Annotated in this window: 19 protein-coding genes and 1 pseudogene; 14 read left to right on the top strand and 6 right to left on the bottom strand. The window is 66.2% G+C overall.

Features of this window, described 5'->3' with window-relative positions; genetic code table 11:
* Nucleotides 1–142: 142 nt before the first annotated feature.
* Nucleotides 143–613, bottom strand: coding sequence for a hypothetical protein (locus tag C0541_RS15865; protein WP_115049799.1), 471 nt, complete (start codon nt 611–613; stop codon nt 143–145).
* 215 nt (nt 614–828) lie between these two features.
* Nucleotides 829–1,830: a type I glyceraldehyde-3-phosphate dehydrogenase gene (gene gap, locus C0541_RS15870; protein ID WP_115049801.1), complete on the bottom strand. Its 1,002-nt coding sequence runs from the start codon at nt 1,828–1,830 to the stop codon at nt 829–831.
* Nucleotides 1,831–2,319: 489 nt separating this feature from the next.
* Between gap and C0541_RS15875 the strand changes: the two genes are divergently transcribed.
* The 8 genes from C0541_RS15875 to modC all read left to right on the top strand — a co-directional run bounded on the left by C0541_RS15875 (nt 2,320) and on the right by modC (nt 8,387).
* Nucleotides 2,320–2,832 (top strand): SgcJ/EcaC family oxidoreductase, encoded by a 513-nt coding sequence (locus tag C0541_RS15875; RefSeq protein ID WP_115049803.1) that lies wholly within the window; start codon nt 2,320–2,322, stop codon nt 2,830–2,832.
* Nucleotides 2,833–3,119: 287 nt separating this feature from the next.
* Complete coding sequence (locus C0541_RS15880) at nt 3,120–3,743, top strand: OmpW/AlkL family protein (protein WP_115049805.1); 624 nt, start codon at nt 3,120–3,122, stop codon at nt 3,741–3,743.
* Nucleotides 3,744–3,862: 119 nt separating this feature from the next.
* Nucleotides 3,863–4,477: an OmpW/AlkL family protein gene (locus C0541_RS15885; RefSeq protein ID WP_115049807.1), complete on the top strand. Its 615-nt coding sequence runs from the start codon at nt 3,863–3,865 to the stop codon at nt 4,475–4,477.
* The gene (locus C0541_RS15890; RefSeq protein ID WP_429001350.1) at nt 4,449–5,381 is read left to right on the top strand and encodes a S1/P1 nuclease; all 933 of its coding nucleotides are present in this window, start codon (nt 4,449–4,451) and stop codon (nt 5,379–5,381) included. Before C0541_RS15885 ends, C0541_RS15890 begins: the two co-directional genes overlap by 29 nt.
* Before the next feature lie 13 nt (nt 5,382–5,394).
* Nucleotides 5,395–6,219, top strand: a complete 825-nt coding sequence (locus C0541_RS15895; RefSeq protein ID WP_115050418.1) for an MBL fold metallo-hydrolase — start codon at nt 5,395–5,397, stop codon at nt 6,217–6,219.
* Between the two features lie 75 nt (nt 6,220–6,294).
* Nucleotides 6,295–7,071, top strand: coding sequence for a molybdate ABC transporter substrate-binding protein (gene modA, locus C0541_RS15900; protein WP_115050420.1), 777 nt, complete (start codon nt 6,295–6,297; stop codon nt 7,069–7,071).
* Between the two features lie 15 nt (nt 7,072–7,086).
* On the top strand, nt 7,087–7,773 hold the full coding sequence (gene modB / locus C0541_RS15905; protein ID WP_193725950.1) for a molybdate ABC transporter permease subunit: 687 nt from the start codon (nt 7,087–7,089) through the stop codon (nt 7,771–7,773).
* On the top strand, nt 7,773–8,387 hold the full coding sequence (gene modC, locus C0541_RS15910) for a molybdenum ABC transporter ATP-binding protein (protein WP_115049813.1): 615 nt from the start codon (nt 7,773–7,775) through the stop codon (nt 8,385–8,387). Before modB ends, modC begins: the two co-directional genes overlap by 1 nt.
* Before the next feature lie 6 nt (nt 8,388–8,393).
* Here the strand turns inward: modC and C0541_RS15915 are convergent, their stop codons facing one another.
* The 3 genes and pseudogenes from C0541_RS15915 to C0541_RS15925 all read right to left on the bottom strand — a co-directional run bounded on the left by C0541_RS15915 (nt 8,394) and on the right by C0541_RS15925 (nt 10,627).
* Nucleotides 8,394–8,978: a hypothetical protein gene (locus tag C0541_RS15915; protein WP_115049815.1), complete on the bottom strand. Its 585-nt coding sequence runs from the start codon at nt 8,976–8,978 to the stop codon at nt 8,394–8,396.
* Nucleotides 8,978–10,269: pseudogene (locus tag C0541_RS15920) on the bottom strand (TonB family protein). The gene C0541_RS15915 and the pseudogene C0541_RS15920 overlap by 1 nt, the downstream one beginning before the upstream one ends.
* Complete coding sequence (locus tag C0541_RS15925) at nt 10,259–10,627, bottom strand: BlaI/MecI/CopY family transcriptional regulator (protein ID WP_161960098.1); 369 nt, start codon at nt 10,625–10,627, stop codon at nt 10,259–10,261. The pseudogene C0541_RS15920 and the gene C0541_RS15925 overlap by 11 nt, the downstream one beginning before the upstream one ends.
* A 150-nt stretch (nt 10,628–10,777) precedes the next feature.
* Between C0541_RS15925 and C0541_RS15930 the strand changes: the two genes are divergently transcribed.
* The 5 genes from C0541_RS15930 (at nt 10,778) to C0541_RS15950 (ending at nt 18,944) form a co-directional block, all read left to right on the top strand.
* The gene (locus C0541_RS15930) at nt 10,778–12,736 is read left to right on the top strand and encodes an acetyl-CoA hydrolase/transferase C-terminal domain-containing protein (protein ID WP_161960099.1); all 1,959 of its coding nucleotides are present in this window, start codon (nt 10,778–10,780) and stop codon (nt 12,734–12,736) included.
* A gap of 245 nt (nt 12,737–12,981) precedes the next feature.
* Nucleotides 12,982–14,043: a phosphatidylinositol-specific phospholipase C1-like protein gene (locus tag C0541_RS15935; protein WP_429001352.1), complete on the top strand. Its 1,062-nt coding sequence runs from the start codon at nt 12,982–12,984 to the stop codon at nt 14,041–14,043.
* A 142-nt stretch (nt 14,044–14,185) separates the two neighbouring features.
* On the top strand, nt 14,186–16,900 hold the full coding sequence (locus C0541_RS15940; RefSeq protein ID WP_115049821.1) for a TonB-dependent receptor: 2,715 nt from the start codon (nt 14,186–14,188) through the stop codon (nt 16,898–16,900).
* 368 nt (nt 16,901–17,268) lie between these two features.
* Complete coding sequence (locus C0541_RS15945; protein WP_193725951.1) at nt 17,269–18,192, top strand: L,D-transpeptidase family protein; 924 nt, start codon at nt 17,269–17,271, stop codon at nt 18,190–18,192.
* A gap of 2 nt (nt 18,193–18,194) precedes the next feature.
* Complete coding sequence (locus C0541_RS15950; RefSeq protein WP_115049823.1) at nt 18,195–18,944, top strand: M23 family metallopeptidase; 750 nt, start codon at nt 18,195–18,197, stop codon at nt 18,942–18,944.
* 55 nt (nt 18,945–18,999) lie between these two features.
* Here the strand turns inward: C0541_RS15950 and C0541_RS15955 are convergent, their stop codons facing one another.
* On the bottom strand, nt 19,000–19,761 hold the full coding sequence (locus tag C0541_RS15955) for an SDR family NAD(P)-dependent oxidoreductase (RefSeq protein ID WP_115049825.1): 762 nt from the start codon (nt 19,759–19,761) through the stop codon (nt 19,000–19,002).
* A 98-nt stretch (nt 19,762–19,859) separates the two neighbouring features.
* Between C0541_RS15955 and C0541_RS15960 the strand changes: the two genes are divergently transcribed.
* A complete protein-coding gene (locus C0541_RS15960; RefSeq protein ID WP_161960133.1) occupies nt 19,860–20,837 on the top strand; it encodes a LysR family transcriptional regulator in 978 nt (325 codons plus the stop codon).
* The last annotated feature ends 114 nt before the right edge of the window (nt 20,838–20,951 follow it).

Raw genomic sequence — 20,951 nt, forward strand, 5'->3', positions numbered from 1 at the left:
ATACAGGCTCAGGACGCGCCTGGGCAGCCAATCGGTGGTTGAGGCGCAGCGACGCGACGCCGTGGGCAGCGCCCGCACGCAATGGCGGGATGCAGCTGCATCCACCCAAAAAAAACGCCCGGTAGAACCGGGCGTTTTAACGTCATTCGCGGTAGCCGCTGTCGTTCTTGTTATGGATGATCCAGATCAGGTTGCCGCCGGTGTCCATCGACTTGCCGGCGAACACCAGGCGCCCCTGGCCCTTGTAGGCCATCTCATAGCGGTAGCGGTCGCCGCCGAAGAAGAACGGGATGAACGCCTTGCCGGTCACGTAGGAACCCTGGTCGTTGGGCTGACCAATCAGGTCGGTGACCTGCTTCATCGGCATGCCGATCTTCAGCTGGGTGAACTTGCTGTCCGGTGCCGGCTTGCCGGTGATCTCGCCTTCGTAATCGTTGATGCCCTTGACCGTTTCGCCGTAGCCCGCCTCGACATCGGACGACTTGATCACCTCGCCATCGGCATTCATCCAGGCCGGCGTGCCGGTCTGCTTTTTCGCTGCCCACGTGGTCGACGGAGCCGACACCGCAATCACCACACCGAGCGCCAATACGCCCGCCAGAAATTTATTCATGAGTTTTCTCTCGATCCATGGAGTTCCCCGATCCTTCGTACACGACACGGGAACGGCCGCCGTGCCCGCGAATTAGCGCACGTGGGCCTCTCAAAGTCCACTTTACGTACTGACGACGGCGCGGCGACGGCATCTGCACGCTTCACATTCCGGCACACACAAAAACGAAAGGCCCCGGCATGCCGGGGCCTTCACTCGTCGCCTGAGCGCAAGGATTACTTCGCGACAACCCGCACCATTTCCAGGCACTTGTTGGAATAGCCCCACTCGTTGTCGTACCAGGACACCAGCTTGACGAAGGTCGAGTCCAGCGCGATGCCGGCGTCGGCGTCGAACACCGAGGTGCAGGTTTCGCCGCGGAAGTCGGTGGCCACGACCTTGTCTTCGGTGTAACCCAGCACGCCCTTCAAGGCGCCTTCGCTCTGCGCCTTCACTTCGGCGCAGATCTCGGCGTAGGTGGCCGGCTTTTCCAGTTCGACGGTGAGATCGACCACCGACACATCCGAGGTCGGCACGCGGAAGCTCATGCCGGTCAGCTTCTTGTTGAGCTCGGGAATCACCACGCCCACGGCCTTGGCGGCACCGGTGGAGGACGGAATGATGTTCTCCAGGATGCCGCGCCCACCGCGCCAATCCTTGTTGGACGGGCCATCGACGGTCTTCTGCGTTGCCGTGGCCGCGTGCACGGTGGTCATCAGGCCGCGCTTGATGCCCCACTTGTCGTTGATCACCTTGGCCAGCGGCGCCAGGCAGTTGGTGGTGCACGAAGCGTTGGAGACGATCGCTTCGCCCTTGTAGGTGTTGTCGTTGACGCCGAACACGAACATCGGCGTGTCGTCCTTGGACGGTGCCGACAGGATCACCTTCTTGGCGCCCGCGTCGATGTGCTTCTGCGCGGTTTCCTTGGTCAGGAACAGGCCGGTGGACTCGATCACCACATCGGCGCCGACCGCATCCCACTTGAGGTTGGCCGGGTCGCGTTCCTGGGTCAGGCGGATCTTGTTGCCGTTGACGATCAGCGTGTTGCCGTCGACCGACACATCGGCCTTGAAGCGGCCATGCACCGAGTCGTACTGCAGCATGTAGGCAAGGTAATCGGGCTCGAGCAGGTCATTGATGGCCACGATCTCGATGTCATTGGCGAAGTTCTGCACCGCAGAGCGCAGCACGTTGCGGCCGATGCGACCGAATCCGTTGATGCCAACCTTGATTGCCATGTTCACTAGCTCCTGCGGCCGCGATGGCGCGGCGGATGGAAAGGGATCGCCATTCTAGCAGCGTCGCACTCGCGCAGCCGTGCTGCGGCCAGCGCTGCAGCATCTGGCGTGGGGACGTTGTGCCGTGGTGCATGCGGGGTGGGAATCGGGAATCGGGAATCGGGAATCGGGAATCGGGAGGTGGGCACGCTGTGTGGGTGCCGTCAATCGACAAGGTGATGAGCTCGGCGCTGCAGGCACGATGCGGCATGGGCTGACGCCTGCCTGACTTGAAGGCCCGTGACGATCCGAGGTGCGCCACGGACGCGACAATCGAAACCACGCCTTTTTTTTCGATATATCCAATCCAATTCAGTTACTTGCTTTCGACGTCGATACGCTGAAAGGCGTATCGACGCATATGCCGAACGGCGGAATTTTGGCGCTCCGTGGATTTCGATACTGGCCGTGCCTGCTGAGGCACCCATCCATCGCAACGGAGATTCCCCCATGCGTCGCACCCTTCTCTCCCTGGTCCTGGCCCTGGCCACCACCCCGGCGCTGGCTGGCGGCGTGATGCACTACACCGACAAGGCCACCTTGCCCACCGATGGCGAAGCCCGCGAAGTCGCTGCGCTGTTCGACACCTGGAACGCGGCGCTGGCCACCGGCAACCCGCACAAGGTGGCCGACCTGTACACCCCGGACGGTGTGTTGCTGCCGACCGTGTCCAACGAGGTGCGCGCCTCGCGTGCGCAGATCGAAAAATACTTCGAGATGTTCCTGACCAAGAAGCCGCAGGGCGTGGTCAACTACCGCACCGTGCGCGTGCTCGATGACGACAGCGCAGTGGATGCCGGCGTCTATACCTTCACGCTGACCGACAAGGACGGCAAGAAGAGCAAGGTGCAGGCGCGTTACACCTTCGTGTACGAAAAGCGCGACGACAAGTGGCTGATCATCAACCACCACAGCTCGGCGATGCCGGAAGTGGATGCGCCCAAGCTCGCCAAGGCCAAGTAAGTGCTGGATTCCTGCAGCCCTCCGCTCGCTGCATGCCCCAGCGCGCATGCAGGCCACAGCGCTCCTGCCTCGCCGTCGCCTGCGCCAGGCGCATCGCGTTGCAGGTCAGACGCGATGCGGCGGTGCGATCACCGGCATGGCGCAGATCGTTGTTGTCGCTGCCGGTCCCTGCTCACGTCCGCGCATGACCCACAACGGCATTGCGCGGACGGATTGATCAGGATCAAGGCATCCATCGGGCAAAGCCCCAAGACTTCCTCCATCTTCTGCACCCAACGGGAATTTCCATGCGCATGCGCTCCACCCTTCTGCTCGCCGGCCTGGCCGCCACCTTCGCCAGCGCCCCCGCACTGGCTCAATCCAAAGGCGACTGGACCGTTGCCGTCGGTGCCCACCAGGTCGCTCCCAAGTCCGACAACGGCCGCCTGGTCGGCGGCACGCTGGAAGCGGACGTGGACAACGACATCAAGCCGACCTTCACCGCGGAATACTTCATCGCCGACAACCTGGGCATCGAAGTACTGGCTGCGCTGCCGTTCGAGCACGACATCGCGCTCGGCAGGCTGGGGCGTGTCGCCAGCACCAAGCATCTGCCACCGGTGATTTCGCTGCAGTACCACTTCAACAGCCAGGGCAAGCTCTCGCCGTTCGTCGGCGCAGGCATCAACTACACCCGGTTCTTCAGCACCGACACGCACGGCGCGCTGGCCGGCAGCGAGCTGGAACTGGACGACTCCTGGGGCCTGGCCCTGCATGCAGGCGTGGACTACAAGCTCAGCGAGCGCGGCGCGCTGCGGGTGAACCTGCGCTGGATCGACATCGATACCGAGGCGCGCCTGGACGGCAACCGCATCGGCACGGTCAACATCGATCCGCTGGTCTACGGCCTGGCCTACGTGCACCGGTTCTGAGCCCGGCAGCGTGCGCGGTGCATCTCTGGCACACTTGGCGTCCAGGGACGTGAATCCACCGCCGGAGTTGCGGACAGGCTGGCCACGTCGACCGCCTGTCCGACCTATCCGGGGATTCCATGAGCATGCTGATCCGTACCGCCCTCGCCATCGCACTGGCCGCCTCGGCCGCACCCGTCCTTGCACAATCGGCCGGCCACTGGACCACGGGCTACGGCGCCGGCTATGTCTCGCCCAAGTCCGACAGCGGCAGCTTCGGCGGCACGCGTGCCGAGATCAAGGGCGCCCCGACGCTGTCGTTCACCTACGAATACTTCCTGCGCAACAATCTCGGCATCGAGGTGCATGCCGCGGTGGCGGGCAAGCACGATCTGGAGCTTGAGGGCGTGGGCAAGGTGGGCAGCTATTGGTCGGTGCCGCCGAGCGTGCTGTTGCAATACCACATCAATGGCTACGGCACGGTGTCGCCGTTCGTGGGCGTCGGCATCAACTACACCACGTTTGTCGGCGAGGACGTCGAGGACGCCTTCGGCAACGGCGATCTGCGTTTCGACGACTCGGTGGGCGCCACTGCACATATCGGTGTGGACTACATCTTCAACGATCGCAGCGGCCTGCGCGTGGATGCGCGCTGGACCGACTCGCGCAGCAATGTCGATTTCAATGGCAGCCGGCTGGGCAAGGCGCGGATCGATCCGCTGACCTATGGCGTGTCGTACCTGGTCTATTTCTAAGCCTGCCGCAGACGCGACACCGGGCCGTGGCGGTGGTCGGACCGGGACGGCCATCAAACCGTCCCGGACCGATGCGTACAATTGCCGGATGAAGACCTTCTCCCCTCGCCTCCTCGTTGTTGCCGCAACCGTTGCCGCGGCATTCCAGCCCATCAGCGCCTTCGCCTGGGGGCCGCAAGGCCACCGCCTGGTGGCGCGCATTGCCGAGACCGAACTGAGCCCGCAGGCGCGGGCACAGGTGGCGCAATTGCTCAAGGGCGACGCCAATCCGACACTGGCCGGTGTCGCCACCTGGGCCGACGAATTGCGCGAGCACGATCCGGACCTGGGCAAGCGCTCCGGGCCATGGCATTACGTCAATCTTGGCGAGCACGACTGTGCGTACGAGCCGCAGCGCGACTGCCCGGACGGCAACTGCGTGATCGCCGCGCTGGACCGGCAGACCGCGCTGCTTGCCGACCGCAGCCAGCCCCTGGACGTGCGCCGGCAGGCCCTGAAGTTCGTGGTGCATTTCGTCGGCGACATCCACCAGCCGATGCATGCCGGCTACGCGCACGACAAGGGCGGCAATGCATTCCAGCTGCAGGTCGCTGGCAAGGGCAGCAACCTGCACGCACTGTGGGACAGCGGCATGCTCAACGACCGCCAGCTCGATGACGATGCGTATCTGCAGCGCCTGCTGGCATTGCCGGCGGCCGCTGCGACATCGCCGGTGCTGCCACCGCCGGCTGCGGCCTGGGCGCAGGCCTCGTGCAGGATCGCGATCACGCCCGGCGTCTATCCGGGCAAGCATGTGTTGCCGGACGACTACATCGCGACCTATCGTCCGGTCGCCGAGACCCAATTGCGCGTGGCCGGCGACCGATTGGCCGCGGTGCTCAATGCGGCGCTGGCCGCGCCCTGAGATGGAGACGCCGATGCAGCCCGAGGTGCTTGCGTTCTTTCACGCCGACAGCAACACCTTCACCTATGTGGTCGCCGACGCGGCGACCGGGGCGGCAGCGGTGATCGATCCGGCGCTGGACTATGCGGCCGACAGCGGCGCGGTCGGCACACGCGCCGCGCAAGCCATCGTCGATGCCGTCGCCCAGCACGGCTGGCAGGTGCAGTGGCTGCTGGAAACCCATGCGCATGCCGATCACCTGTCTGCCGCGCAGTGGCTGAAACAGCACTGGCCGCAGGCACGCATCGGCATCGGCGACGGCATCCGGGAGGTGCAGCAGACGCTTGCGCCACGCTATGCATTGCCGGACGACTTCCGTGCCGATGGCTCGCAGTTCGATCACCTGTTCGCCGATGACGAGCGCTTTGCCCTGGGCAAGCTGCAGGTGCGTGTCATCGCGGTGCCCGGGCATACCAGCGACAGCATCGCGTATCTGATCGGCGATGCGCTGTTCCCCGGCGATTCGTTGTTCATGCCCGACGCCGGCACCGCGCGCTGCGATTTCCCCGGTGGCGACGCACGGCAGCTGTTCGCCTCGATCCAGCGCATGTACGCGCTGCCGGAGGACACGCGCGTGTTCGTCTGCCACGACTACGGCCCGGGCGGCCGCGGCGTGGCCTACCAGACCAGCATCGGCGAACAGCGGCGCAGCAACATCCACGTGCGCGATGGCGTGGAGGTCGATGCATTCGTGGCGCAGCGCCAGGCACGCGATGCCACGCTGCCCGAGCCCAGGCTGATCCGGCCGGCCTTGCAGACCAATCTGCAGGCCGGCCGCTGCGACGGGGTGATTCGCTGACGCGTCGGCGTGACCGCCACGCGGCGCATCGCGCGCAGCCGCTATGATCGGTGCCTGACCCTGCTGGAGCCCCCCATGCGCACGATCGGTTTTTGGCAGCGCGCGTTCTGCGTGCTGGTGCTTGCCCTGCCCCTCCTGGCCACGGCGCAGACCGCGCCGGTGACGGTGTTTGCTGCGGCAAGCCTGAAGGAATCCATGGACGAGGCCGCGGCCGCCTACCAGACCGCAACCGGCACGCCCGTGCGTGTCTCCTACGCCGCCAGCTCCGCACTGGCACGCCAAATCGAACAAGGCGCACCGGCAGACGTGTTCTTTTCGGCTGACCTGGAATGGATGGACTATCTGCAGCAGCGCGGCCTGGTGCTGCCGGCGCAGCGCCACACCCTGCTCGGCAACACCCTGGTGCTGATCGCCCCGGCCACCAGCAAGCTGCGCGTGGATCCGCGCAAACCTGGAGCCATTGCCCAGGCACTCGGCGAAAACGGCCGGTTGGCGGTCGGCCAGACCAACAGCGTGCCGGCCGGCAAGTATGCCGCCGCAGCGCTGCGCAAGCTCGGCCAGTGGGACGGCGTGCGCAATCGCCTGGCCGAGTCGGAAAGCGTGCGCGCCGCGTTGATGCTGGTCTCGCGCGGCGAAGCGCCGCTGGGCATCGTGTACGGCTCGGATGCGCGCGCCGACCCCAAGGTCCGCGTGGTCGCCACCTTCCCCGCCGACAGCCACGAGGCCATCGTGTACCCGGTGGCCGCATTGAAGAAGAGCAGCAACGCCGGCACCGCCGCGTTCGTGCAGTGGCTGGGCAGCAAGCCGGCCAGGGCGATCTTCGTGCGCCGTGGTTTTTCGTTGCAGGATTGAGGCGCGCCGTTGTCGATGTTCACCCCGCAGGAGCTGACCGCGATCGGCCTGAGTCTCAAGGTCGCCATCGTTGCGGCCATCGCCAGCCTGCCGCCGGGCATCGCCTGCGGCTGGCTGCTGGCGCGGCGGCGCTTTCCGGGCAAGGCGCTGCTGGACGCCCTGCTGCACCTGCCGCTGGTGATGCCGCCGGTGGTGACCGGCTATGCGCTGCTGGTGGTGCTGGGCACGCAGGGACCGGTCGGCAGCTGGTTGCTGGAGCACCTCGGCCTCCAGTTCGCATTCCGCTGGACCGGCGCGGCGCTGGCATGCGCGGTGATGGGGTTCCCGCTGATGGTGCGCGCGATCCGCTTGTCCATCGAAGCGACCGATCGTCGCCTGGAAGCGGCCGCCGCCACGCTCGGTGCGGGCCCGTGGCGGGTGTTCTTCAGCATCACCTTGCCGCTGGCCTGGCCGGGCCTGGTCGCGGGCATGGTGCTGGCGTTCGCCAAGGCCTTGGGCGAATTCGGCGCGACCATCACCTTCGTGTCCAATATCCCTGGCGAAACCCAGACCTTGTCGTCGGCCATCTACGGGCTGATGCAGGTGCCGGGCATGGAATCGGGCGTATGGCGGCTGGCCGGCGTTGCATTGGCGATCTCGCTGGCGGCGCTGCTGCTGTCCGAGTGGCTGGTGCGCAGACCGCATCCGCGCGAGGACGGCTGATGCTCGATATCGACCTGCACCTGCAGCGCGGCAAGTTCCAACGGCATGTCCATATCCAGGACCAGGCCCGTGTGGTGGCCCTGGTCGGCCCCTCCGGCGCGGGCAAGAGCACGGTGCTCAACGCCATCGCCGGGCTGGTGCGGCCGCAGGCCGGGCATATCCGCATCGACGGGCGCTGCCTGTACGACGCCCGGCAAGGCCTGGACCTGCCCACGCACAAGCGCAGGATCGGCTACGTGTTTCAGGATGCGCGGCTGTTTCCGCATCTGGATGTGCGCCGCAACCTGCGTTATGGCCGGCACGCCCGTGGCGCGGCGCCATTCGGCTTCGACGACGTGGTGGCGCTGCTGGGTATCGCGCCCTTGCTGCAACGCCGGCCGCGCAACCTCTCCGGGGGCGAAGCGCAGCGCGTGGCGATCGGCCGCGCGTTGCTGTCGCAACCGGCGATCCTGTTGTTCGACGAGCCCTTGTCGGCACTGGATCAGGCGCGCCGCGAAGAACTGATTCCCTACCTGCAGCGCGTGCGCGACGAGATCCGCCTGCCGATGCTCTACGTCAGCCACAATCCCGATGAGGTGCAGCGCATCGCCGATAGCGTGCATGTGCTGGACTGAGCGCGCTCATTGCGCCACCTTGCCCTGCCGCACGCTGACCTTGCCCTGCCGCACTTCGAAGGTGAACGCGAACGACAGCGTCACCGGTACCGGTTCCTCGCTGATCGCGCCGCTGCAGTCGTCCAGCGCCGCCGGCGGCGCCACGCCGGCGGCAAACGTGCATAGCGCGGCCGGCACGAACCGCCATTGCTGCACGTTGGTACGCACCGCCTGCAGCAGATCGGCGTTGTCCGGCAGCAGGCCGGCCGCGCATTCGTCGCGATCGGCCATGGGCTCGACGCGCTGTACCGCACCGTCGGCGGCCAGGATCACATGCGCGCATACGGTGGTCGGCGGCAGGGTCTGCCGTGGCGAGTCGGCCGGCAGCACCGGCGCATCGCTGCGCAGCGCGCGCGGCATCCGGAAACGCTGCGCCGGTGCCAATGCGTAGGACTGGAGGGAGGAGTTGCCGTCGCCTGCCGGCTGCGCGCTCAGCATGCGCTGGTCCACCGAATCTTGGCGCTGGCTGCGCTGCTGTTCCTGCACGCCCTGCGTTGCACATGCGCCAAGCGACAGCGCCAGGACTGCAACAGGTATCGACGCCAGTCGCATCACGGCTTCTCCGGCAGTGCGCAGCCTGCCGAGGCACAACCGGCAAGACGGCTGGATGCTGGCGCCTGTGATCGCGTAGCGTCGGCATCGGCAGTCGTGGGCTCCGGCGCATCCAGTTCGAACATCACCGGCACGCGCACCGTGGAAGCAATCGCCCTGCCATGTGCAGACGCCGGTGCCAGCCGCCATTGACGCGCTGCCTCCAGTACCGCTTGATCGAACACGCCGGCCGGGCTGCTCTGCACCACGGCGATGTGCTGCGGTACACCGCCCGGGCTGACCTGGATCTGCAGTTCGACAAAACCTTCGATGCCCTTGTCGAACGCGGCTGCCGGATACCGCGGCGGCTGCATCGTGGAAAAACCCACCGCGTTGCCGGCCGCCGGCGCCGGGTGTGCCGGCAACGCAATGCGCGCCGGCTGCACGGCCCAGGCAACGGTGCTGATCGTCGCCGCCAGCAGCAGGACCATCGCCACCCGCCAGCGCGCATGCCCGGCAGCTGCGGGTAAACCGCGTAGTGCCGCGATCCGCTGCGTCAACGGCGGCGACGCAGCCCATGACAGGCCAGTCGCGTGCAACCGGCACCAAGCTGGGTCTTGAGCATGGCGGTGGCGTAACTGCGGCGCTTGCCCGGATGTTGCGCCAGCACGGCCGCATCGCAGGCCAGTTCCTGGTCCAGCCGGAATGCCCGCCAGGCCAGATGCATCAGCGGGTTGAACCAGCCGATGCAGAGCATCAGCGCTGCCAGCAGATTCGCATGCAGATCGCCACGGCGCAGATGCATGCGCTCATGTGCCAGGATCAGCGCACGCTCATCGGCGTTGTAGCGCACGCCGAAATCCGCCGGCAGCACGATGCGCGGACGCCAGAGTCCTAGCGATGCGGGAAGGCCGAGATCGCGCGTGGCCGACCAGAGCCGGTGGTCGAGCCGGTGCAACGGCCCCAGGCCGCGCAGGAACCACCGTTGCCGCGCCCACACGGCGAGCGCCATCACCACCGCGCCGCCCAGCCACGCTGCCGCCAGCCAGCTTGTCCACGCCTGACCATGGCCCTGCACGCTGGACAGCGCCGGCAGGGCAGCCAGCGCCGGCAGCCTCGGCACCGCCACGCCGAGAGACGGGCCTGGCAACCAGGCCGCCACCAGGGCCAGCGGAACGCAGGACCAGATCGCATACGCCGCGGTGGCACCCGACAGCTTGCGTAGCGGGCGACGCAGGAACAGGCAGACCAGCAGCGCAACGGTGATGTACAGCGTTGCGCGCGACACCAGGACCCAGGCCTCAGGGTTCATCGTCCAGCTCCTTGATCAGCTTTTTCAGGTCCGCGATATCGGACGCGCTGAGTTTTCCGCGCTCGCTGAAATGCGCCACCAGTGGCGACACCCGCCCACCGAACAGACGTTGCAGCAATCCCTCGCTCTGCTGCTGCACCCACTGCTCGCGCGCCAGCACCGGCGAGTAGAGATAGCGCCGCCCTTCTTTCACCGCGCGGATGGCACCCTTGCCAAGCAGGCGGTTGAGCAGGGTCTTCACCGTCGGCTCGGCCCAGGCGCTGTGGGCAGCCAGCGCGGCGACCACGTCGTCGGCGCTGCGCGGCGCCGCATCCCAGAGCACCTGCATCACCACTGCTTCGGCTTCGCTGATCGGCATGCGATTACATCCGTAATTTTTAAAGATTACGCATGTAAAACTTTGACCTGTCAAGTGCGTCCCACCAGCCTTGCGGGAACGCATGCATCAACCCGGCCTTGTCGGCGATCCAGGTCACCACCCCGCCATCGCCTCGGCTACCCTGCACCGATGACTGACCACCTGACCGACCTGCCCAGCGCTGTTGCGCACATCCTGCAACGCCTCGACGGCCCGCTGCGTGTCGGCGCGCCGCTGGGCATCGGCAAGCCGCACCGGCTATTGAACGCGCTGTATGCGCAGCTCAAGCACACGCCGACGCGGCCACTGGCGCTGTATACCGCGTTGTCGCTCAACCCACCCAAGCCGGGCGCGGGGCTGGAGGCGCGCTTTGCGGCGCCGTTCATCGCCCGCCATTTCGGTGAGGATTTCCCGCGTCTTGCCTATGTCGATGACATGCTGCGCGATGCGCTACCGGCGCATGTGCAGGTGGAAGAGTTCTACATGCAGTCCGGCGGGCTGCTGCACTCCACCCAGGCGCAGGCCGACTACACGAGTCTCAACTACACCCACGCTGCTGCCGCAGTGGCGCAGCGCGCACCGAACCTGATCGTGCAGAAGGTGGCGCGCGAACCGGGCGGCACGCGGCTGTCGTTGTCGTGCAACAACGACATCACCCAGGACACGCTGGATGCAGTGCGGGCACTTGGCCTGCCGCGTCCCATGCTGGTGGCGGAAGTGGACACGCAACTGCCGTGGATCGGTGGTACCGCGGCGGTGGAGGAGGCGTTCTTCGACCTGGTCATCGACCTGCCCGGTCCGTCGCCGCGGCTGTTCGGCTTGCCAAGGCAACCGGTGAACACCGTCGACTACGCCATCGGCCTGTATGCCAGCGCGCTGGTGCGCGATGGCGGCACCTTGCAGATCGGCATCGGCACCCTGGCCGATGCACTGAGCCATGCATTGGTCTTGCGACACACCGACAACGCCACCTACCGGCGCGTGCTGCAGGCGCTGGACCCGGAGCTGGAACAGCATCCTGCGGTGCGCGCCAGCGGTGGCCTGGCACCGTTCGAGATCGGCCTGTATGGCTGCAGCGAAATGCTCAATGAAGGTTTCAAGCAGTTGGTGGACTGCGGTGTGATCCGCCGCAAGGTGCACGACGATCTGCCGCTGATGCAGCGCATCGCCGACGGCAGCGCCGACACGGCCGATCACGCACGCCTGGCAGGCGAAGGCGAGTTCCTGCATGGGGCGTTCTATCTCGGCTCGCCGGATTTCTACCGCTGGCTGCACGATCTGGAGGCGCAGACGCGCAAGGCCATCGGCATGCGCCGCATCAGCCAGATCAACCAGCTGTATGGCGGCAACGAGGCACTGCAGCGCCTGCAACGCCGCGATGCGCGCTTCTTCAACTCCTGCATGATGGCCACTGCGCTCGGCGCAGCGGTGTCCGACGCGCTGGAAGATGGCCGCGTGGTCTCCGGTGTCGGCGGCCAGTACAACTTCGTGGCGATGGCGCATGCCTTGCCGCAGGCGCGCAGCGCGTTGATGCTGCGGGCCACGCGCGATGCCGGCGCGCACGCAGCGAGCAATGTGCGCTGGAACTACGGCCACACCACCATCCCGCGCCATCTGCGCGACCTGTACATCACCGAGTACGGCATCGCCGACCTGCGCCACCAGACCGACCAGGACTGCGTACTGGCGATGGCCGGCATCTGCGATGCACGCTTCCAGGACGCATTGCTGGCGAGCGCCAAGGCATCGCGCAAGCTGCGTGGCGACCCCGCATTGCCTGCGCGTGCACGACGCAACACACCGCAGGCGCTGGAACAGGCGCTGGCGCCGTTCCGTCGCGATGGCAGCCTGCCCGACTACCCGCTCGGCAGCGACTTCAGCGAGGTCGAGCAGCGCGTGCTGCGTGCCCTGACCTGGCTCAAACGCGCAACGGCCGGCAACAGCGCCAAACTGATGACCCTCTTCCGCGCCCTGCTGTCACGCGATACCGGCGATGCAAACGATGCCGCCGCGCTGCAGCGGATGGCATTGGAGACGCCACGCAGCAGTGCCGAGCGCGTGCAGGCACGGCTGCTGGCGCATGCCTTGCGGAAAACCGCAGTGCACTGAGCCCTGCGTGTCGCCAGAAGCGATGCCATGGCGCGTTTTTCGCCTTGTGACGCACGACGGCAACACGGCGGAAAGCGGTGCGTCAGATTTGGCCTCAATGATGGCGGGTACCTTCTTTCCGGCCTGGCTGCATGCGCTTTCCCCCTGTTGTTACGGCTTTGCATCCGGGTCAGGACCGCAGAGCGAAGTCACCGCGCATGAAGCGAATCAACAGGCGCAGTGCCGCATGCCTTGGCCTGCTGCTGATGGCCGGCGTGACCGCGCATGCCGCGCCCCGCCTCACCGATCTGCAATACATCGGCAGCCACAACAGCTACCACGCCGGCTTTGCCCCCAGCGAAGCGACGCTGCTGCAACAACTGAGTCCGGCGCTGTTCGCGGCACTGGATTACCGCCATCCGCCGCTGACCCAACAACTGGACGATGGCGTCCGGCAACTTGAGCTGGATGTCTTCGCCGACGCCAACGGCGGCCGCTACGCGCATCCGGCCATCGTCGCGCAGGTTGCCAAGGCCGGCTTGCCGCCCGCAGCGCCAAGCGCTCCTGCCGGGGTGATGGCCAAGCCTGGCTTCAAGGTCATGCATGTGCAGGATGTGGACCAGCGCAGTACCTGCCAGCCGTTGATCGCCTGCCTGCAGGACGTGCGCGCGTGGTCGATGCTGCATCCCGGACATGTGCCGATCTTCATCCTGCTGGAAACCAAGCAGGCGCCGATGCAACTGGCCTTTCCGACCGTGCAGCCGGAGCCGTTCGATCCGGCGGCGATGGATGCATTGGATGCCGAACTGCGCTCGGTGTTTCGACCCGGCGAGTACCTCAGCCCCGATCAGGTCCGTGGCAGCGCAGCCACGCTCAACGCCGCAGTGCGCGCGCACGGCTGGCCATCGTTGGACCAGGCACGCGGCAAGGTGGTATTCCTGCTCGATCAACGGGCGGCCGGCGCGAGCTACCTGCCCGGGCATCCATCGTTGCGCGGACGCGTGTGCTTCACCAATGCCGTGCCTGGCCAAGACGATGCCGCGTTCACCGAACTCAACGATGGCCCCGCCGAGACGATCACCCAGCTGGTGAAAGCCGGCTATCTGGTGCGTACGCGGACCGACGCAGACCTGAAGGAAGCGCTGCACCACGACACCACCCGCCGCGACCGCATGCTGGCCAGTGGCGCGCAGTTGCTCAGCACCGACTTCCCCGCGCACGAGCCGGCCGGCAACGGTTATGTGGTGCGTTTCGATGGCGATGCCGTCGCACGCTGCAATCCGCAGCTGGCGCAGGCGCACTGCACGGGCGTCGACCTCAGGCACTGAGTCGCGGGTGCGATCGCGATCGTCGTCGCAACCCCGGCCCCAGGCACGACGCTGTCGCAATGGAAGGCATCGGCGATGCACACCCGTACCCGCGTCACGAGGGCCGGGCACTCCACGTTCTCCAACCACGCGAGCCAACTGCATGCAGCACCCCCGCACCATCCATCGCCTGACCTGCGCCATCGCGCTGGCGCTGTCCGCCCCTGCGTTTGCCGAGACGCCGGAGCCCGGCACCACCACGCTGGATTCGGTGAACGTGCAGGCCAAGCACGCCGCCACGCCGGGATCGCTCAACGAGCAGCGCCTGTCCAGCAGCGTCAACAGCGTGATGAGCAAGCAGCAGATCGATGCGATCCCCTCGGGCGGCATCGCCGATGTCGTGTCGCACATGCCGGGCCTGTCGGCATACAGCGACATGCATCTGGGCCAGGCCACCACCGGCGAAAACGCCTACGTCAGCATTCGCGGCATGGACGCCAGCTACAACGCCTACACGCTCAACGGCTTCGGCATGCCGGAAACCGATTCGTCGACGCGTGCGATCTCTTTGAACATGCTGGCGCCGTTCGGCATCCAGTCGGTGCAGGTGTCCAAATCCCCCACGCCCGACATGCCCGGCGATTCGATCGGCGGCGCGATCGACATGCGCACGCCCAATGCCTTCGACTTCGGCCAGGATCTCTACGCCAGGAGCACCGCGCAGGGCCAGTTCAACGCGCTGGCCTCGCAGCTGGGCGGCAAGCACACCGGCGGCACCTTCCAGCAGGAGCTGGCCTGGAAATTCGGCGATGGCCATGCCTTCGGCCTCTACGCATCGGCGTATTACGGCCGGAACAACAACATGGCGCAGGCGCCGGCACCCAACAGCAAATACCTGCCGGCCGATCCCGCATTGGCCGCTGCAACCGACCTGCGCGACGTCGGGCCGTTGATCAGCACCCGCTACAAGTACAGCCTCTACACCAGCCAGATCGAACGCTATGGCGGCAACCTCTCGCTCGACTGGCAAGGCGACAACAGCGCGCTGTATGCGCGTGCCATCTACGGCAGCTACGGCGTCACCGGACAACAGGACCAGTCCAGCGCGCGCCTGGAAACCTATCGCAACCAGCCCACCGCGGTGCGCGGCGGCTACTTCAACACGCACGATATCGAGGAAAAGCTGGCGACGCTGCAGCTGGGAGGCCAGACCACGCTGGAGCGCCTGCGCTTCGACTATGGCGGCTCGGTCGGTCGCGGCACCCGCAGCCGCCCGGACTATGTGTCGGCGAGCCTGTATGGCTTTACGCCCGGCAGCTTCGCCTTCGACCTCGGCAACCCGCGCTATCCCAGCATCGCGCCAAGCACGCCTGCCCTGCAGGACTTCTTCTACAACCTGGATACCTCGTTGTTGTGGAAGGTGCAGGGGCATGACGCCGGCAGCCACGACAATCGCATCAACGCGCACACCGATATCACCTACCAGGTCGATGGCGATGTGTTGGACAGTGTCAAGCTCGGCCTGTCTGCCGACCACTCCGATCGCGGCGCCTACGATCACCCGTTCTTCCACAAGGACGGCAACTTCGTCACCAACGGGCCTTATTTTGGCGGGCCAAATTACGCGTTCCCCACCGCCGGCGGGCCGCCGCTGAGCGCGATTCCCGGGCGCCTCACCTATAACGCCTTCGACGGCCGCTACGCCGGTCCGTTCAAGCTGCTGGACCGCAGCTGGATGCGCGCGCAGGCGCTGCCCTACAAATACGTCAACGATCCCAACGGCGCCGGTGTCTATACCGCCAACGACTACAACGCCAACACCACCTCCAGCACCGAGGCGATCTATTCCGGTTATGCGATGGCCGCGCTGCATGTCGGCTCGGTGAGCGTGCTGCCCGGCGTGCGCTACGAATTGACGCGCTATGCAGCCGAATCCTGGCAGTCCAGCGGCAACGGCAGCACCGGCAGCTTCGTCGGCACCGGCAGCACCTACGGACAAGTGTTGCCGGGCATCAGCGTCAACTATCGCCCGGATGATCTCACCGTCTACCGCGCTTCGTTGCGTCGCAGTTTCAGCCGCCCGGCATTCGGCCTGATTTCCGGCGAGACGGTGTACACCATCGACGATACCCAGCGGGTGGTCGGCATCTCCAGGCCCAATCCCGACCTGCATCCGAGCAAGGCCGACAACGCCGATCTGTCCGCCGAGTTCTACGACCACAGCGGCGGCGTGCTCAGCGCATCGACCTATTACAAGCGCATCACCGGCTTCATCTACACCTCGCAGTCGGCGACCAGCAACGACAACACGCTGGGCGGGCTGGTACCGACAGGTACCACCTTCGAAAACGGCGTGCCGGTGACCATGCCGCAGAACGGCGGCACCGCAACGCTGTATGGACTGGAGCTGGCAGCGAACAAGCGCCTGCAGGGACTGCCGGGACTGTGGAGCAACGTCGGCGTCAGCGCCAACCTCACGCTGCAGCACAGCCAGGCGGACAGCAGACGCAGCGATCAACCGGAAAAGACCTGGCTGCCGCGCGCACCCGAGCGCATCTACAACCTGGATCTGTTCTACGACGATACGCATCTGCGCACCGACCTGAGCTACAACTACACCGGCCTGCAATTGCTGGGCCTGACCAGCGACCGGCTCAACTATTACCTGCAACCGGTCAGGTCGCTGGACTTCACTGCGACCTATCACCTGCCGCACCACATCGATGTGGGAGTGTCGGCCAAGAACCTGCTCAATGCCGCCACGTTCTACGAAACCCAGGGCAGGTCCAGGCGCTACATGGCCTACGACCCCGGTGCCGACGGCGCCTATGTGCAGACCGGGCGGGTGTACATGCTGACCTTGGGCTACACCTACTGACGGCGGACCTGCAGACAGCTGCGGCGCGATGCCTGCAGCTGCAGGGACCGGGTTTGCACTGCCCCGTATCGATCGCCTGCCTGACATGCAGGCGATCGCTTGCTGCGCCCTGCACAACGCACTCCATCGTCCCGGGAGAAGCACGGACAGCAAGGATGTACCGAATCGACAGCCGCGCGACGGCGCGATGCCAGGTATGCACGCATGCTTCGCATCGGGACCGTGCGCCAGTCAGTCCCGGTGCAGCGATTTCACGCAGACCACGCAGGCGGCTCGGGCAAGGTGCGCGCATGCCTCTTTCGGACATGCTCATGCCACCACGCATCCACGCTCGCGCCTGCCTGCTCGCCCTTGCTCTGGGCACCTCCCTGTCCGCACTGGCGCAAGCGCCGCAACCCGCCGCCGCACCTGCCCCGGCAGCAACGCCCGCTGCGACCGTCGTGCCGACTGGTCCGCGCTCGGACCTGCATGCGCAGGTGTTGCTGGATCGTGCGCACTTCTCGCCGGGGCAGATCGATGGCGAGCGTGGCTCCAACCAGAAGCGTGCGGTGTCGGGGTTTCAGGCCGCGCACAAGATCAAGGTGACCGGCGAGCTGGATGACGCCACCTGGCAGGCCTTGCAGGCCGACAGCACGCCGGCGCTGGTGCAATACACGCTCACCGATGCCGATGTAGCCGGACCGTTCCAGCCGATTCCGAAGGGACCGGCCGAACAGGCCAAGCTGACCTCGCTGGGCTACACCTCGGTGGACGAAGCGCTGGGCGAACGGTTCCATGCCGCGCCGGAGCTGCTGCGCCAACTCAACCCCGGCGTGGACCTGGGCAAGGCCGGCAGCGTGATCCAGGTGCCGAACATCGACGGTGTCGCGCCGCTGGCCAAACCGGCCAGGCTGGTGGTCGACAAGTCCGAGTCGACGCTGCGCCTGTTCGATGCCGACGGCAAGGTGTACGCGCAGTTCCCGGTCTCTTCCGGCAGCAAGCACGATCCGCTGCCGATCGGCCGCTGGAAGGTGCTGGGCGTGGCGCGTGATCCGGTGTTCAAGTACAACCCCAAGCTGTTCTGGGACGCGAAGAAGGGCGACCAGAAGGCCACCCTGCCCTCCGGCCCGAACAATCCGGTCGGCCGCGTGTGGATCGATCTGTCCAAGCCGCATTACGGCCTGCACGGCACGCCGGAACCGGGCCATGTCGGCAAGACCGAATCGCATGGCTGCGTGCGCCTGACCAACTGGGACGTGATCAACCTCGCCAGCGTGGTCGGCCCGTCCATGCCGGTGGTGATGCAGGAGTAGGCATGAAACTGCTGATGATGCTGGTGGTGGGGGTGTTGCTGGGTGCGGCGGGCTATTGGTGGCTGGAACGCGAGGCGCCGCAGGCGGCGGCACCAGCGTCCGCCGCTGCGCCTGCCGTGGCGGCGCAACCCGACGCGGCAGGCGCTGGAATGACGGCATCTCCCGCTGCTGTTCCGGTCGCCGCTGCGCCAGCGGTCGCCGCGGCACCATCCACCGGGACGACGCCTGCTGCAGGCATCCCCGCTGCAGCTGCAGCTGCAGCTGCAGTTGCGCCTGCACCCTCACCCTCACCTGACGCTGCAAGTGCAGGCACCGGCCTGCTGATTCCGGTGCAAGGCATCAGCAGCGGCCAGCTGCAGAATACGTTCACCGATGCACGCAGCGAAGGCCGTGTGCACGATGCCATCGACATTCTTGCGCCCACCGGCACGCCGGTGATTGCGGTGGCAGATGGTACGGTCGAGAAGTTGTTCAACAGCGAACGCGGTGGCCTGACCGTGTACCAGTTCGACCCGGCCGGAACGTACTGCTACTACTATGCACATCTGCAACGTTATGCCGACGGCCTGGCGGAAAAGCAGTCGATCAAGCGCGGCCAGATCATCGGCTACGTCGGCAGCACCGGCAACGCCGATCCCGCCGCACCACATCTGCACTTCGAGATCCATCGCCTGGGACCGGAAAAACAATGGTGGAAGGGAGAGGTGCTGAATCCCTATCCCGTGCTGCATGGCGATCAACCCCTGCAGTGATGCACCCAGTGGCGATGCAGACACGGGCCTGCGCGTGATGCGCAGGCCTTCGCAGTCAGATCAACATCCCGCCCGAGACCTCGATGCGCTGCGCATTGATCCACCCCGTTCCTGGCGCAAGTAACGCAGCAACCACCGGCCCGATATCGTCCGGCAGTCCTGGCCGTCCCAGCGCGGTGACCGACGACACCATTGCGTTGACCTGGGCGTTATCGCGTACGGTCCCGCCATTGAAGTCCGTTTCGATCGCACCCGGCGCCAGCGTATTGGCGCGAATGCCCCGTGCACCCAACTCTTTTGCAAGATAGCGGGTAAACACCTCCACCCCACCTTTCATCATCGCGTAGGCCGATGCACCGGGCAGCGCGAAGCGTGCCAGGCCACTGGACACATTGAGGATGCGTCCGCCATCGGCGATCAGCGGCAACAGCGCCTGGGTGAGGAAATACGGCCCCTTGAGATGGAGGTTGACCAGCGCGTCGAACTGCGCCGGCGTGGTATCGGCGATGGCTGCATGCAGCCCGGTGCCCGCGTTGTTGACCAGCGCATCGAACTGCGTACGATCCCAACCGGTCAGCACTTGCTTCAACTGCGCGGCGAATGCCGCAAACGACGCGGTGTCGGCAACATCCAGCGGCAATGCCTGCGCGCGGCGGCCGAGCTGGTGGATCTGCGCGACCACCGCAGCCGCCTCATCGGCCTGGCTGCGGTAGGTCAGCACGATGTCGCTGCCGTCTGCAGCGAGCGCAAGCGCGGCATTGCGGCCCAGGCCGCGGCTGCCGCCGGTAATCAGGGTGATCGGCGTGGTGGTCGACATGGATGGACTCCGGTGCGTGTTGCATGCGATGTGGAGCGATCAACAAACCAGCCGTGACCGCGAGACGGGCGTGACAGCGCCTGACCGTGCCAAGACTATTGCGCTTGCCGCGCCGCATAAATCGGTCCAACCTGATTGCACCGTTCAAGAACCTCGACCAATCGATGGACACCCTGGAGTCGCTGCGTGCCTTCCTGCGCGTGGCAGAGCTCGGCAGCTTTACGCGTGCCGCCGACACGTTGGGGCGACCCAAGGCCAGCGTCTCCACCGCCGTACAGCGGCTCGAAGCCTCGCTCGGCACGCAGCTCCTGCATCGCACGACGCGCCGCGTGCAACTCACCGGCGACGGCACCGCGTTCTACCAACGCAGCCGCGATCTGCTCGACGACATGGACGAGTTGCAGAGCATGTTTCAGCGCGAACGCAGCCAGTTGCGCGGACGCCTGCGGGTGGACATGTCATCCGGCATCGCGCGCAATTTCGTGATTCCCGCACTGCCCGCGTTCCTGGCGCAGCACCCGCAGCTGGAAGTGGAAATCAGCGGCACCGACCGGCGCGTGGATGTGGTGCGCGAAGGCTTCGATTGCGTGGTGCGCGTGGGCACGCTCGAAGACAGCAACCTGGTCGCACGGCCGCTCGGTGCGTTTCGCATCATTAGCTGCGCCAGTGCCGACTACCTCGCACGACGGGGCATGCCGCAGCGTCTGGACGATCTGGCACACCACGACCTGGTGCATTACGTGCCGACGCTGGGCCAGCGCTCGTCCGGCTTCGAGTACCACGACGGACACGCCTACCAGCTACTGCCGATGCGCGGGCCGGTCACGGTCAACAACGGCGATGCCTATCTTGCTGCGGCAATGGCGGGCCTGGGCATCATCCAGGCGCCAGCCAGCCCGTTACGTGCGCATCTGGACAGCGGCGCACTGATCGAAGTGCTTGCCGACCTTGCACCGGAACCGATGCCGGTCACGTTGCTTTACGCGCAGCGCCGCCACCTGCCGCAACGCGTGCATGCGTTCATGGACTGGGTTGCAGAGGTGATGGCACCGCATCTGGAGCCGTTGCAGCCCTAGCCCGCCGTGGATGCGATTGCCGGCACGTCGGCGCGCACGCGCGTGCGGAAGCGGCTCTGCAGCACGCCGACGCTGGCGGAACAGGCCATCAGCGCCTTGTGCAACAGATCGATT

The sequence above is a fragment of the Xanthomonas arboricola genome (assembly GCF_003353015.1).
Lineage (GTDB): Bacteria > Pseudomonadota > Gammaproteobacteria > Xanthomonadales > Xanthomonadaceae > Xanthomonas > Xanthomonas arboricola_E.

Excerpts from the sequence above, each read along its gene's own strand:
- C0541_RS15895 (WP_115050418.1), top strand. The coding sequence starts at position 5,395 with ATGCAGCCCGAGGTGCTTGCGTTCTTTCACGCCGACAGCAACACCTTC.
- C0541_RS15940 (WP_115049821.1), top strand. The coding sequence starts at position 14,186 with ATGCAGCACCCCCGCACCATCCATCGCCTGACCTGCGCCATCGCGCTG.
- C0541_RS15935 (WP_429001352.1), top strand. The coding sequence starts at position 12,982 with ATGGCCGGCGTGACCGCGCATGCCGCGCCCCGCCTCACCGATCTGCAA.
- modC (WP_115049813.1), top strand. The coding sequence starts at position 7,773 with ATGCTCGATATCGACCTGCACCTGCAGCGCGGCAAGTTCCAACGGCAT.
- C0541_RS15885 (WP_115049807.1), top strand. The coding sequence starts at position 3,863 with ATGAGCATGCTGATCCGTACCGCCCTCGCCATCGCACTGGCCGCCTCG.
- C0541_RS15875 (WP_115049803.1), top strand. The coding sequence starts at position 2,320 with ATGCGTCGCACCCTTCTCTCCCTGGTCCTGGCCCTGGCCACCACCCCG.
- C0541_RS15915 (WP_115049815.1), bottom strand. The coding sequence starts at position 8,978 with ATGCGACTGGCGTCGATACCTGTTGCAGTCCTGGCGCTGTCGCTTGGC.
- C0541_RS15930 (WP_161960099.1), top strand. The coding sequence starts at position 10,778 with ATGACTGACCACCTGACCGACCTGCCCAGCGCTGTTGCGCACATCCTG.
- modB (WP_193725950.1), top strand. The coding sequence starts at position 7,087 with ATGTTCACCCCGCAGGAGCTGACCGCGATCGGCCTGAGTCTCAAGGTC.
- C0541_RS15865 (WP_115049799.1), bottom strand. The coding sequence starts at position 613 with ATGAATAAATTTCTGGCGGGCGTATTGGCGCTCGGTGTGGTGATTGCG.
- C0541_RS15955 (WP_115049825.1), bottom strand. The coding sequence starts at position 19,761 with ATGTCGACCACCACGCCGATCACCCTGATTACCGGCGGCAGCCGCGGC.
- C0541_RS15950 (WP_115049823.1), top strand. The coding sequence starts at position 18,195 with ATGAAACTGCTGATGATGCTGGTGGTGGGGGTGTTGCTGGGTGCGGCG.
- gap (WP_115049801.1), bottom strand. The coding sequence starts at position 1,830 with ATGGCAATCAAGGTTGGCATCAACGGATTCGGTCGCATCGGCCGCAAC.
- C0541_RS15925 (WP_161960098.1), bottom strand. The coding sequence starts at position 10,627 with ATGCCGATCAGCGAAGCCGAAGCAGTGGTGATGCAGGTGCTCTGGGAT.
- C0541_RS15890 (WP_429001350.1), top strand. The coding sequence starts at position 4,449 with ATGGCGTGTCGTACCTGGTCTATTTCTAAGCCTGCCGCAGACGCGACA.
- modA (WP_115050420.1), top strand. The coding sequence starts at position 6,295 with ATGCGCACGATCGGTTTTTGGCAGCGCGCGTTCTGCGTGCTGGTGCTT.
- C0541_RS15880 (WP_115049805.1), top strand. The coding sequence starts at position 3,120 with ATGCGCATGCGCTCCACCCTTCTGCTCGCCGGCCTGGCCGCCACCTTC.